The sequence below is a fragment of the Armatimonadota bacterium genome (assembly GCA_037138755.1).
Lineage (GTDB): Bacteria > Armatimonadota > Fimbriimonadia > Fimbriimonadales > Fimbriimonadaceae > Fimbriimonas.
Genome location: JBAXHT010000002.1, coordinates 283176 through 295792 on the forward strand (window position 1 = coordinate 283176; position 12617 = coordinate 295792).

Sequence of the window (12617 nt, forward strand, 5' to 3'; positions counted from 1 at the left end):
TTCTGTCCCCAGCTTAGTCCGCTTGAAATGACCGATCTGATTGTATCACGACTTGCAGAGTTCAACCAGCTTTTCCACCGTGTTCATATTCCGTGTCGTCGTTGACTTCTTATAACGTGGTTTTGCGAACAGCTTCGAGAGGTCAGTGCCAAGCGTATCCCCTTTCGGAACGACCCAGTAGAGGCATTTCGGACCTCTTGCAAGGCGCTCGGTGGGCGAAGGTTGACCGACCTCGACAAGCTCGTCGAGGAGCTCGTCAGAATCTCCGAACACAACATACCGGTGGCTCGTTTCCGGCACGTCCTGCCAGGGAAACTCAGTGGCACACCTCCGCAACTCATCCGGAGAAAGGCTTAGCACTTTCGCAGAGTATCCAAAGCGAGCCGATAGAGAAACTTCACTCAGTTCGACCTGATCCCCCGCCGGAGGTGTACAAACTACGTTGCCGGTATTAAACACCGTTTCAACATCCCGGAACCCGGCTTCTTCAAGGCATGCCTTCAGCTCCGCCATCGGAACTTTGACGCCGCCGACATTGATCCCTCGAAGAAGCAAAACAACCCTGGACACCAGAAGAGATTACTTCTCGGCAATCACGTCGCGAATCCACTTCATCATCATGTTGCTGAAGTTCATGCTGAACTTCCCTTTTGTCCAACCCTTCATAGAGTCTTTCTCAGTCGCCCAATCGTGGAACAAGTGATCCGAATCTGGACAAAGTTCAAACTTGCCCCAACCTGGATGAACGGCATTTACAGCATCAGCAATAACCTTGTGATCAGCGTCATAGGTGACGTAGTCGCTCACGCCTCGGACTGAGAGAACACGGCAGTTCGCATTCACCCACTGCTTGGGGAAGTTTATGTCGTTCAACTGGCGCCAAAACTCCAACGTCTTTTGGTTGAAGAGTCCTCCCGGAAAATAGGCATCTGCGTAGGGCGCGAGTTGAGGATGAGATTTTTTAAGCGCAGCTGGACTCTTTCGCTCAATGATGACTTGAGCAAAGACTTGCGCGGCGATGCGCATTTCATCATCGGCTGCCGGCAGGGTTTGACCAGCCAGGACTCCTTGGTAGCGAATGATATCGAGTAGATATTCGAACCACGTCCGCGCCGCTGTACCGTAAGTTGCGATACCTTTCACTGGGCTCTCGGCCGCAATCATTGGCCCAAAAGCCCCACCCATCGAGTGCCCAAAGATGAAGATATTGTCCTTGTCAACGCCGCCATGCTCCTTGATTTGCTTCAGAGTTTGACGATAGATATCAAGTTCGGTCGTGTAGTCCATGTCGGCAAACGGGCCGCCTTCGCTATCGCCGACGCCTGGTTTCTCGACTCGAAAGGTCACAAATCCCTCTGAGGCAAACTGATGAAGCAAAGGGCCATCGATCGTCTTCACGTCCCCAGTCGAAGTCGAGAGTGTGAAATCGTAGGAGTTTGGTGAGAAACCTTGGATGAAGAAGAAGGCGGGGTACTTGCCTGGCTTCTTCGGGGTCGTGATGATGGTGCGCATTCGCTTGCCGTTGCTTACGATGTGCGAATAGTTCACGGTATAGAGGTCTGTGCCGGGGTCTCTTGGCTTCTCAACCATATCGGTTCGTAAGGTGATCGTTTTGTCCCCACGTCGGATTTCAAAATTGACAACCTGTGTGCTTGGGAGATTTCGCGCCATCTCGCCAAGCGTCTGCGGGGCCACTGATTTGCCGTTGATCTTTGCGATGATATCGCCTTTCATCAGTTTGGCTTTATCTGCCGTGAGGCCGGGAACAACCTCAATAACCGTGAGGCCTGTTCCCTCCTCAAGCTTCAGACTGGCGGCCTGCTCCTTAGGAACGGGCCCGCTGGCGAGGCCAAGCGCGCCTCGGCGAGGCAATGCATCGGCTTGAAGAAGAGTGGCGAGAACGAGAGTCGAGACAACAACCATATTACAATCCGTAATACACTATACACGCGCCCGGGAGTTTCTTGGGTTTACTAATTGCGTAAAGAAACTTTGAAAAATGCGAAAGTCGCGAAAACTCTCAACCATCGAGCTGATGTTGCTCGGCCTCTCCCACGAAAACGGACCAGGTTCGACATACCAACTGATGAAAATGATGTCGATGTCCGGGTCGACATATTACAAATCGCGAGCGGGAACCGCGTATTCGGTCACAAAGCGATTGGTAAGCGGAGGGTACTTCGAGCATGTTCCGCAGGAGTCTGGCGAACCGCATATTCGCATCACCGCCAAAGGGATCGAAGCTCTTCGCGAATGGGTCACGCCTCCGATCTCTGCGCAGGATATCGCGCACTCCGCCGACCTGATTCGTCTACGGTTCTATTTTCTTAATGTCGTGGACGCCGAAGCCCGCATAGCCTTCATCGACGACTCGATCAGAGGCCTAGAAGCAAGAATGGAGTTTGTTCAATCGACCATGCGCCTTAATGCCGCCGATGGTCACTACTTCTCAACTGTGGCGACGCTTTCATCTCTGATGGAGACGAAAGCCCGAATCGAGTGGCTCCGCCACGCCCGAAACCTCGTCACCGACCCGCCGGAGGACAAGGCTAAATGGGTGGAGATGATCTTGAAGGATGCGCCGGTCTAAGCGCGAGCGTCGGCAAGCACTCTTGCTAGTATGTTCCTCAGAGCTGACAACGGCACTGGTGTAATCAATCGCTCGATCGTAAGGTCAGCAAGTCCATGGACGAAAGCCCAGAGCCCGAGACCAGAAAGTCTCACTTCATCGTCGCTCATCTCTGGATGGTGATGATGAATGGCCGCCAATACGTGGGTAAACGAGTGATCCATATCCGTACATTCTTCTAGAGTGAGATACACGCCACCGAACATGAGCCGAAATAGGTGGGGCTTCTCGATCGCAAAGTCAACGTAAGCGTTTCCTAATGCTTCAATATCGAATCCAGCTCGGATGGATCGGGCTGTCAGATCCTCAAAGCCCTTTGCCGCGATAGCTTTTAGCAGGTGCTGCTTACTGGGAAAGTGCACGTAAGGCGCACGTGGGCTGACGCCTGCCCGCTCGGCAAGATCACGCAAGCTCAGCTCCTCGGCTGACTTTTCTTCTAGCAATACCAGGGCATCCAAAACGAGAGCGTTCGCCAAATCTCCGTGCCGGTAAGTATTTTTCATCACATCATGTATACAATGCTTACAATTCTTTGAAAAGTATGCAATGATTACATTGTGACACAGAAATCAGTTCTCATCATCCTTGGACATCCGCAGGCTGGCTCTTTCAACGAGGCCCTTGCCAAGTCCTACCATGCCGGTGCGGTCGAGGCGGGAGCGTCAGCCGAAATACTCCGTGTGAGCGACTTGGAGTACGCCTGGAAAGCAGACCCCAGACCGATTTCAGAATTGGAACCAGCTCTCATCGAGGCGCAACATAAGATTAAACAAGCAGATCATGTTGTTTGGGTCTATCCCCTCTGGTGGGGTTCGGCTCCCGCCGCCCTCAAGTCTTTTGTCGACAGGGTCTTCATTTCGGGTTTTGCGATGCAGTATGAGTCTGGCAAAGCACTGCCAAAGAAACTGCTTATTGGGAAAACGTCCCGAATCATCATCACAATGGATGCGCCCAGCTATTGGCACGCTCTGATGTATAAGCGGTCAGGAACAACGTGGCTCCGCTGGGCGACCCTCTGGTTCTCCGGATTCAAGACAACGAAGGCATGGGAGGTTGCGGGAGTCCGCGAATCAACATCCGAACAGCGAGAGACTTGGCTCGCCAAAGCCCGAGCAATGGGAGTATCCGAAGGGCGGGCCTAGGCGCCTTCCCAAAGTACCGTGTGGATGAACCAGCGAGACCCGTCGAAATAGAGTTGGATCGAGTTGGTTCCTTTATCGAACGGCTTCTTGTCTTCGGCGAGCTTGCGTGATTCGTAATCGCTCATGACGTTCACTAAGTTCGCAGCCTTCTGGGATCTTCGCTTGGTCTCCTTCTCGAAGAACCCGTTCTTCTCGAGCCAGGGACCGCTTCGGGTGATGTAGTCCTCGGGAGTCATGATGACGCAGATTTTTTTTCCGTCCTTGTTGTTCACCATCGCCGACAGGGTTGCCTTCGGGCCGAATAGCCCCCGGAACCGATCCCAATCTCGTTTTGCTTCTGCAGGGCCCGAGATCACTTGGTAGAGTGCCTTGATGATCGAATCCTCGGATTTTCCATCTGGATTCGGAGCGGCAGGCGTTTGAAGCGCCAGAGCGAAAACGAAACTGGAGAGCAACATGTCAACTACTTTAGCGCGTTGGCCAAGGTTTATCGCCACTACCAAACCGAGTTCCGGCGGGAAAATCGAGCCCGAACTCTTGGCGGAGCACTTCCAAGAGTTCTTCGGCAGAGCCGATTGTCCTGCTCGCTAGCACGACTCCGCCTCGGCGACGGGTCAGCGTATCGTTCAGCAACCCCATCCGCTCACCGTTAGGCAGAGCGCGGCTTGCCATCAGATTCTTAGCGAACTTGGCATTTGGCGATGTGCTTGTCCACCAGTTCCCAACTTCACGATCAATCTCTGGCATCTCTTCCCCGGTGAACTCGTAAACATCCATCCACCGCCCTTCTGAGTTCATTTGATGAAAGAATCGCCCATCTTCTTTCAAGACTCGGCGAGTCTCGTGTCGCGTCGGTTGCTCAGTATCCGAGTTTCGACGGATGAGAGTGGTCAGAGAACCACCGCCTACCCCGGCATCAAAGAACCAGTCCTCACCATCCAGCCGAACACTCAAGGTTAAGTGCGTTCGAGGCGGAGTGAAGTGTCTCTCCTGACCCAGCCTAACGCGCCCCGAAAGCGGAGTGACATCAAAGCCGATTTGCCTTAGAACGCCGAGCATCAACCCGTTCTGCTGGAAGCAATACCCTCCTCGCCGCCTAAAGATCAGCTGATCTTCAAGGCTGGCTGCATCGAGTTGGATCGGGAGTCCGCGCAGGATATCCAGATTCTCAAATGGGATCGATGAGACGTGGAGGAACGCAATTTCATCCAGCACCTCGCGCGTGGGAACGAGGCTTCCTGCAAACCCAATCCTACGTGCATAGGCGTCCAAGTCAAAGACGTGTTTTTCCATTCCTGAATGCCATTATGACAAGCCCTAACTAGTTCTTCCGTATGCTCCACATGTTGTCGGTCGCCGACCGGTAAGTAGCCGCAAACGGAAGCGCCTTGACGTGACTATCCGCAAACGCAAAGAGTTGGACTTTTCCGTACCGAGTGTTCCTCACCGGCATTCGGGGCAAACCGTGAACGTTCTGATTCCATTCGCCTTCCAACTGACTATTCCAGTCGCCGCAGTACGGAGCCGTTGGCAACAATGAGCACGGCGGAGCCGCCTTTTCGTAGCTATAGTGATACGGATTAGCCGTATTCGTCCGGTCCTCTGCCCATGGGTCGAAGCAGATATCAAAGAACTCCGAACTCCAAAATGGATCTGCGGCGTTGCTGATTGGCAATGGTGAAGGGACTGTAACTCCAACCGCCTGAGCCCAATTTCCGGCTCGTAGCGCCGAGTAGATGGTGCTCGCCGAATCTTCGATAGACGTTGCGTTTCGACTCATTCCCGTCATGAATCCGTTATTTGCATACGAGCCCCACATGACCGGATCGCCCTTATCGGGGTCAGCCGGGTCAAACCAGACACTCTGCTTCGAGGGGGCCAAGCCGTTGGCGTTGATGCCGCCCTTGCCGTTTTTGATGTACGGATTGAGCGCCTCCTGGTAACTATGGATTGCCCACCAACTAATCGTCTCTGGAACTCCCGTCGCTATATCCATTGTTCGCGGCAAGACATCGTCATTGTCGCCCGCATACATCATCACTCCGGTGTTGATCTGCTTCAAGTTACTGAGGCTTTGGGTCTTTTTGGCCGCGAGCTTCGCCTGCGCGAAGACCGGGAATAGAATCGCAGCGAGAATTGCGATGATGGCAATCACCACCAGTAATTCAATCAGTGTAAAGGCAGATTGCTTCATAGCTTAAGCTATTATAGCCAAAGCAATGATATTTCTTGAGAGCGGTTCAGCGATCTTAAGAAACTTTGCTAAACTGTTTTTCAGCCTTGAGACTCAATGCATTTGAAAAAACTCGACGAGACCATTCGGACGAGACGCTTGAAGACGTAACGGAACTGATTTTCCGCCTATCGGGAGCGACTGCGGATTCGCCAGCAGAGGAAGTTCAGGTTCGGACGGCGAAACTTGTCGAAGCTCTGGGCGTCTCGCAGCCCACGGTGACAAAAATGCTGAACCGCCTTGAGCGCGAAGGCGTGGTTCACATCCACCGTCGCCAGTTTGTTCACTTAACCGACGAGGGCCTTGAGATCGCGCGGCGATCTGCAGAAAGGCATACGATGGTTGTAGCCTTCCTGCGTTCGCTTGGTGTCAGCGATGTGACCGCCGAGCTTGATGCCGAAGGCATTGAGCATCACCTCAGCCCAGAAACGATGGACTGTATTCGAGGCTATCTCGCGATTTCTGGAGAGCGGGGATGACTCCCTTGCCAAAGCTTTCCACCCCCGCGCGGAAAGCGCTGACTTCCGTCGGCATCACTAGTTTGGAAGATGTCGTAAAATTCACTCGGGCAGAAATTTTAGGATTGCATGGGATTGGTAGGACCACAATCACGCCTTTAGAAAGTGCTCTCGCCTCCGCCAAAATGAGCTTCAAGTCTTGAGATCGGTATTCTATGTACTTGGAAGCTAACTCAAGAAGAAGCTTACTGGCCTTCCCTATCGCGGCCATCGCCTGCATAATCGGGCTGATCATCAAATCTAAATTTGGAGGAGATTGGTACGAGTTTGTTGGCTTTGTCACCGGTATCGTTGGCGTCTACCTTGTGGCGATAGAGCATATTGCTAACTGGCCCATTGGGCTAGCGAACGTGTCAGTTTACGGCTATGTTTTCTTCGACAGCCGTCTTTATGCAGACATGTCTCTCCAAGTCTTCTTTTTTGCGCTTGGCGTGATGGGGTGGATCACTTGGCTTAAAGGTGGTGAGAATCGGACTGAACTAAGAATCAGCTGTATCTCACGAACTCACTGGCTCTTCGTCGCATTGGCTTGGACTATTGGCACGGCGATCTACTATCCGATCATTCGCCACTACAATGGAGCGGCACCTTTTATCGACTCTTCGCTCACAGTGGCGAGCATGCTGGCTCAGTTGCTTCTGAACTTCAAAAAGCTTGAAAATTGGATCCTTTGGATCACGGTAGATATCGTTTTTATTCCCCTCTACTTCTCCCGAGGACTGTACAGTACTGCGATTCTTTACTCCATTTTTCTGCTGATCGCCATCCACGGTCTTCTCTCCTGGCGCCAGAGTTTTATTGGATCTCAGAAAGAATGCTCGGCGTAATTATTGGGAAGTTCTATCCGCCACATCTGGGTCACTCCTTCCTGATCCAATGTGCGATAGACAGAGCCTCAGATGTCGTCGTGATCGTCTGCGACCATCCACAGCAGGTGATCCGTGGAGCGGTGCGCGCCGCCTGGTTGCAGGAGCAGTTCCCGGGGGTCCGAATTGTGATCACACCGGATGATCTTCCTGACGAGCCGGAGCCGTGGGCGGACAGAACCATCTCTCTCCTGGGAAGAGCTCCGGATATCGTTTTCTCATCGGAAGACTACGGTCCAGGCTTCGCCTCCGCATTGAAGTGTCAACACTTTATGGTTGACCGAGAACGATGCAACGTCCCGATCTCTGCAACAAAAATTCGGGAGAATCCACTTGGCCATCTGGAGCATGTACACGCTTGCGTTCGGCGCGACATCATCCTGAGAGTGGTCATCATCGGAGTCGAGTCAACCGGAAAGTCAACACTCGCTGCGGCTCTGGCAAAAGCACTCAGGACCGAATGGGTTCCTGAATATGGTCGAGAATACTCAGCCCAGAAAACTGGCACCTGGGAGACCAAGGATTTCGTAGCCATCGCTAAGGAGCAGCAGCGACGGGAAAGTGATGCTGCATCTTCAGCCAACCAAGTGCTCATCTGCGACACGAATGCGGTAGCGACCAGCGTCTGGCACCGAAGGTACATGGGGGAATACTCCGACGAAGTCGAGGGCGTCGCCACCAAAGATCGAGTGGATCTTTACTTGCTCACGTTGCCAGACTTTCCATTTGTGCAAGACGGCACGCGGGACGGAGAACACATCCGGCACGAGATGCATGAATGGTTTGTCAGGAGGCTCGCACTTCAGCGAACAAAAGTTGTCGAGATCGGTGGCGGGCAATTAGCCCGGCTCGAAAAATCGCTGAAGGAAATCCAAGTCGCGGTTGAAACGAAAAACCGCGATATGTTCAACTGATCGTTATTCAACTAGTAGCGAGAGCCATTCGCTCGGGAATGGCTCTCAGAGACAGGGTCCTCTTACTTACCTGAACCAGGCATCGGCATCACTTTGCCGTCCTGCTTCATTTCCATCGTCTTCCATTCCATGACCGACATCTTCCAGGTTTTGCCTTCTTTGACGTAGGTCTCGATGGTGTTTCCGCCGAAGCTCATCGTGTGCTTCTTCTTGTCCGGCCCGATCATCGTGCCTTCCATGATGTTGCTCACGGTCGCGGTGGCCTTGTTGCCCTGAACCTGAGCTTCGATCATTCGCGATTTGAACTTGGTGACCTTTTGGAAGGTCTTCACCGACATGCTCATTTGATCAAACATTTGCTTGCGGCTCATGCTCTGACCGTTCTCCTTGTACACAAAATCCTTCGTCGTGTACATCTCCAACAGCTTCCCGAACTGCTTGATGTCCTTTTTCAGCATTGCTGATTCGTACTTCTTGGCGTGGGCGTTGACTTGGGTTCGGAACTCGTCCTCTGGTCCGGCCACGCAAAGTGCGACCGACAAGATCATTGCTCCGGAAGTTATGAGTTTCTTCATCCAGACGATTATATCTGCGGCGACACCAAAATGTAGACACTTGATTCTTTTTCGCAACCAAAGATTCGTACGTGCAGTAAAGTTAGATGATCGTCTAAATATCATGTCCGAGGTTCTGAAAGCTCTGAGCGACCCCACTCGCCGAGAAATTCTCTTCGCACTTCGCGAAAGGGACCTCACTGCCGGCGAGATCGCATCAAGATTCGAACAGACCGGAGCGACGATCAGCCACCACCTTTCCGTCTTGCGCGAAGCCGACTTAGTTAGGTCGCGCAAGAACGGAACCCAGCTCATCTACTCTGCAAGCGCCAGCGTGCTCGAAGACGCAGTCGCGTCACTGCTGGCCCTGCTTCCGGTGAAGAAACATGAAACAGAATCGAACCCTTAGTATCGGGGGCACCATCGTCCTCGTCACCTCCGCGTACTCGGCTTGGAAGTATGCCACCCTTCCCGACCAGATGCCGATGCACTTCAACTCCAGAGGCGAGGTCGACCGGTACGGCTCCAAACTCGAAGCCGTGCTCTTCTGCCCGATCATCATGATCGTGCTTCTTGCCATTTTTGTCGTCATCCCGAAGATGCTGCCCGAGGGAAAGAAAATCGACCCGTTCCAAAAAGCTTGGGACACAGTCGTCATCACCATGATGGGGTTCATGGCCTGCGTCCAGTTCATGGTCTTAAACCCCGGTCTGCTTGGTACGGGTCAGGGCCAAGTCAAGTTCATGATGGCGGCGATGAGCATCCTCTTCATCATCCTCGGAAACCTGATGGGCAAAACCGAGCGCAACTATGTCATGGGAATCCGCACGCCCTGGACTCTCGAAGACGACGAAGTCTGGCACCGGACGCACCACCTCGGGGGACGGCTCATGGTCGGGGCCGGGCTCCTTTGCTTAGTTCTCGCGCTACTGGGCGTCAACGTTCTGCTGATCACCGGTGTGATTCTATTCTCAGCGTTCTATCCCGTCTGGTACTCGTATGCGCTGTACAGAAAGCTACACCCAGGTAGCAAAGCGTGACATCGCCGCCTTTCGCGCACGCTCTTGCATGTACCTAGCGACCGGGACCGCCAACCAGTAAACCAAGCTTTGCGGCCGAGCTTGGCACTCCACCATAAGTGTGTATTCATCGTCTTCCCACTTCAAAGTCGCCTGCCACCAGCCCTTGGCAAAATGCCTCGACGTCGTGTAGTAGCCGATACGACAATAGTTCTCTCGTCTCTCCGCAACAGAAATCTCCGTGACCGTTCGCGTGCGATATCCGAACAGGAACGGAAGCCTTGCCAACTGCAGAATACGGTCTCCTTTTCGAATATCTCGCCTTTCACGGCGAAACTCGCCTTCGAAAACAATGATCTCCGGTGGGTAGTAATCGCCGCGCATCATGTGGTCCGCAATCTGGTCAAAGAGGCTCTGACTATCTCCGAGACCCATGACCACGGAGTCATTAAACTCAATCAGTGCCCGTCCCGTCATCATCTCCGGTGCCCCTGTAACTGTTGGCTTTTCAAGTCCAAGAAGAGTTTTTTCACTAATTTCAATCATTAGTGAAATCAATATACCATAATGGATTCATGAAGGTTCTCATCCCCGGCGGGAGCGGACACGTGGGGCAAATACTAGTTCCTTTCCTCACAAAGAGCGGCCACGAAGTCAGAGTTCTTTCGCGCAAAGGAGACCTTGCCTGGAACCCTCGGTACCCCGATAGTTTGGTTCATCACCTGGACTGGGCCGATGCAATCATCAACCTCGCCGGTCGAAGCGTCAATTGCCGCTACAACGCAAAGAATCTCGCCGAAATGATGGAGAGTCGAGTTCAATCGGTCGAAGCAGTCTCCGAAGCTCTGACCGATTGTGCTTACCCGCCGACCGTTTGGCTCCAAGCCAGCACCGCCACCATCTATTCGCACCGGCTCGATGCTCCCAATGACGAGCAAACCGGGCGCATTGACCCGATAGTTGGACCCCCTAAGTGGCAAGCTTCCGAACGAATCGCGCTCGCTTGGGAGGCGGCACTTTTCGCCGATAGCCATCCAAGAATTCGAAAAGTAGCCCTGCGCTCTGCGATGACCATGTCCGCGACTCCGGGGAGTGTGTTCGATGTCATGGCTAAACTCGCTCGGTGCGGGCTACTTGGCACCTACAGCGACGGTAAGCAATATGTGAGTTGGATTCATGAACTCGATTTCTGCCGAGCGGTAGAACTGCTTCTCGGAGACACATCCCTGGACGGCCCCGTCAACCTCTGCTCGCCACATCCACTGCCGAACAGGGAGTTCAACCGAATTCTGCGCGAAGCCGTCGGCTCTCATTTCGGCCTTCACTCCCCGAAATGGGCCCTCGAAATCGGTGCCGCAATGATGAAGACCGAGACCGAACTCATCCTCAAAAGCCGCCGAGTGATCCCGAAGCGCCTACTCGACCACGGGTTCAGATTTGACTATTCCGACTGGCAGCCAGCTGCCCAAGACTTAGCCAAACGGCTGAAAGCTGAAGGCTGAAAGCTGAGGGCTGACAGCTGAAGCCTAATAAAGCAAATACTTCGCCCGCTTCGCCCGGAACCCAGCCGCCCCCGCGTTCCACTTCTGCCAAATCGCCGAGGCTGATTGCCCCGAGTTGAACATCGCCCGAACCGACCCCGTTCCGCATACCTTATCAAACATACTCGCCGTTGACGCCTGGAAGAAATCAAACCCTGGTTTGAGCTTCCGAACGGCATCCATCAGTTCAAAGTTGATTCGTGAAAGTTCTACTTTTCGCTCGTCGGTGAAGAAGATGTTCACCCCGCCGCAAGACTGCCCCTTGAACGCCGCATAGAACGGAGTCCAAGTCATCGGCCGAAATGTCACGCCTGCCAACCCCCGTCGGTTCATCTCGCTCGCCAAGGCCTCGGCCCCAATCCCCGGCGCTCCAGCGAGTTCGAATGGCAGAGTGTAACCAACCCCAATCGATACCGAGTCAAGCTCGCCAAAAATCCCCGTCGCCGCGTAGTAGGCAGACGAATCAGACCGTGGCACGTGCGGAGAAGTCAGCACCCAAGGCAGACCAGTCTCCGCCCAGTTCATCGACCGTCGCCACCCTTTCATCGGAATCACCTTCAGATCGCACTTCTTGCCCCTTAACCACCCCTCACCATTCGCCATTCGGGCGAATTCGCCGATGGTCAGACCATGGCAATAGGGCAGAGGATAAGCCGAAACAAACGACTTATAGCCATCCTCCGTGATGTTCCCTTCCACGCGATCACCACCGATCGGGTTCGGACGATCTAGGACGTAAAGCGGCAGATTATTCTCCGCCGCCGCCTCCATGCAGACTCCCAGAGTGCTGATGTAGGTATAGCTTCGCGACCCAATATCTTGGATGTCAAAGACCAACGCGTCGACCCCTCGGAGCATCTCCGCCGTCGGCTTGCGAGTCTTGCCGTACAACGAAAACTCCGGCACCCCAGTCTTTGGATCGCGCCCGTTCTCAACATAAACCCCGGCTGGCACCGAACCCCGAACCCCGTGCTCGGGTCCGTACAGAGCCACCAACTTCACTCCGGCCCCTACCATCAGATCAATGTTCGACTTGAGCGTCCGATCCACCCCCGTCGGATTCGTGATGAGTCCAATATTCTTTCCTTTAAGCTCAACAAATCCGTTGTTCCTAAGGACATCCAATCCTGATTCGACCGGAGGAGCAACCACAGAAGCGGCCAGTAGAACCGTAGCAGAGGCAAAGATCATCACGCTACAG

The 12617-nt window shown here is 53.6% G+C and carries 17 protein-coding genes; 8 read left to right on the forward strand and 9 right to left on the reverse strand.

The window, feature by feature from the left end:
* Window positions 1-45: 45 nt before the first annotated feature.
* Window positions 46-570, reverse strand: coding sequence for a DUF1697 domain-containing protein (locus tag WCK51_11140; GenBank protein MEI7577440.1), 525 nt, complete (start codon window positions 568-570; stop codon window positions 46-48).
* Between the two features lie 9 nt (window positions 571-579).
* On the reverse strand, window positions 580-1923 hold the full coding sequence (locus WCK51_11145; GenBank protein ID MEI7577441.1) for an alpha/beta fold hydrolase: 1344 nt from the start codon (window positions 1921-1923) through the stop codon (window positions 580-582).
* Window positions 1924-1999: 76 nt separating this feature from the next.
* Between WCK51_11145 and WCK51_11150 the strand changes: the two genes are divergently transcribed.
* Window positions 2000-2590: a hypothetical protein gene (locus tag WCK51_11150; protein ID MEI7577442.1), complete on the forward strand. Its 591-nt coding sequence runs from the start codon at window positions 2000-2002 to the stop codon at window positions 2588-2590.
* Here the strand turns inward: WCK51_11150 and WCK51_11155 are convergent.
* Window positions 2587-3132, reverse strand: a complete 546-nt coding sequence (locus WCK51_11155) for a TetR/AcrR family transcriptional regulator (GenBank protein MEI7577443.1) — start codon at window positions 3130-3132, stop codon at window positions 2587-2589. The two genes, WCK51_11150 and WCK51_11155, sit on opposite strands and share 4 nt — an antisense overlap.
* 54 nt (window positions 3133-3186) lie before the next feature.
* On the opposite strand from WCK51_11155, the gene WCK51_11160 reads away from it, so the two are divergent.
* Complete coding sequence (locus WCK51_11160) at window positions 3187-3771, forward strand: NAD(P)H-dependent oxidoreductase (protein ID MEI7577444.1); 585 nt, start codon at window positions 3187-3189, stop codon at window positions 3769-3771.
* Here WCK51_11160 and WCK51_11165 read toward each other — a convergent pair.
* From WCK51_11165 to WCK51_11175, 3 genes are read right to left on the reverse strand one after another with little or no spacing between them, the layout of a single operon-like run.
* Window positions 3768-4229, reverse strand: coding sequence for a nuclear transport factor 2 family protein (locus tag WCK51_11165; GenBank protein MEI7577445.1), 462 nt, complete (start codon window positions 4227-4229; stop codon window positions 3768-3770). The two genes, WCK51_11160 and WCK51_11165, sit on opposite strands and share 4 nt — an antisense overlap.
* A 10-nt stretch (window positions 4230-4239) precedes the next feature.
* Entirely contained in the window at window positions 4240-5064 is an 825-nt protein-coding gene (locus WCK51_11170; GenBank protein ID MEI7577446.1) for an arylamine N-acetyltransferase, read from the reverse strand.
* Window positions 5065-5092: 28 nt separating this feature from the next.
* Window positions 5093-5965 carry a prepilin-type N-terminal cleavage/methylation domain-containing protein gene (locus WCK51_11175; GenBank protein MEI7577447.1) on the reverse strand — a complete coding sequence of 291 codons (873 nt, stop codon included), beginning with the start codon at window positions 5963-5965 and terminating at the stop codon, window positions 5093-5095.
* Between the two features lie 86 nt (window positions 5966-6051).
* Here WCK51_11175 and WCK51_11180 point away from each other — a divergent pair, with 86 nt between their 5' ends.
* From WCK51_11180 to WCK51_11190, 3 genes are all read left to right on the forward strand, one after another.
* Entirely contained in the window at window positions 6052-6483 is a 432-nt protein-coding gene (locus WCK51_11180) for an iron dependent repressor, metal binding and dimerization domain protein (GenBank protein ID MEI7577448.1), read from the forward strand.
* 200 nt (window positions 6484-6683) lie between these two features.
* The gene (pnuC, locus tag WCK51_11185; protein ID MEI7577449.1) at window positions 6684-7349 is read left to right on the forward strand and encodes a nicotinamide riboside transporter PnuC; all 666 of its coding nucleotides are present in this window, start codon (window positions 6684-6686) and stop codon (window positions 7347-7349) included.
* Window positions 7337-8302 (forward strand): AAA family ATPase, encoded by a 966-nt coding sequence (locus WCK51_11190; protein MEI7577450.1) that lies wholly within the window; start codon window positions 7337-7339, stop codon window positions 8300-8302. Before pnuC ends, WCK51_11190 begins: the two co-directional genes overlap by 13 nt.
* A gap of 62 nt (window positions 8303-8364) precedes the next feature.
* Here WCK51_11190 and WCK51_11195 read toward each other — a convergent pair whose 3' ends face one another.
* Window positions 8365-8877, reverse strand: coding sequence for a nuclear transport factor 2 family protein (locus WCK51_11195; protein MEI7577451.1), 513 nt, complete (start codon window positions 8875-8877; stop codon window positions 8365-8367).
* Between the two features lie 103 nt (window positions 8878-8980).
* Between WCK51_11195 and WCK51_11200 the strand changes: the two genes are divergently transcribed.
* Both WCK51_11200 and WCK51_11205 read left to right on the forward strand, forming a co-directional pair.
* Entirely contained in the window at window positions 8981-9265 is a 285-nt protein-coding gene (locus WCK51_11200) for an autorepressor SdpR family transcription factor (protein ID MEI7577452.1), read from the forward strand.
* Window positions 9243-9896, forward strand: coding sequence for an SdpI family protein (locus WCK51_11205; protein ID MEI7577453.1), 654 nt, complete (start codon window positions 9243-9245; stop codon window positions 9894-9896). The genes WCK51_11200 and WCK51_11205 overlap by 23 nt, the downstream gene beginning before the upstream one ends.
* Here WCK51_11205 and WCK51_11210 read toward each other — a convergent pair.
* Entirely contained in the window at window positions 9873-10421 is a 549-nt protein-coding gene (locus tag WCK51_11210) for a DUF1990 family protein (GenBank protein MEI7577454.1), read from the reverse strand. The two genes, WCK51_11205 and WCK51_11210, sit on opposite strands and share 24 nt — an antisense overlap.
* Window positions 10422-10450: 29 nt before the next feature.
* Here WCK51_11210 and WCK51_11215 point away from each other — a divergent pair, with 29 nt between their 5' ends.
* On the forward strand, window positions 10451-11377 hold the full coding sequence (locus WCK51_11215) for a DUF1731 domain-containing protein (protein MEI7577455.1): 927 nt from the start codon (window positions 10451-10453) through the stop codon (window positions 11375-11377).
* 24 nt (window positions 11378-11401) lie between these two features.
* Here WCK51_11215 and WCK51_11220 read toward each other — a convergent pair whose 3' ends face one another.
* Entirely contained in the window at window positions 11402-12607 is a 1206-nt protein-coding gene (locus tag WCK51_11220; protein MEI7577456.1) for a DUF1343 domain-containing protein, read from the reverse strand.
* Window positions 12608-12617 lie beyond the last annotated feature (10 nt).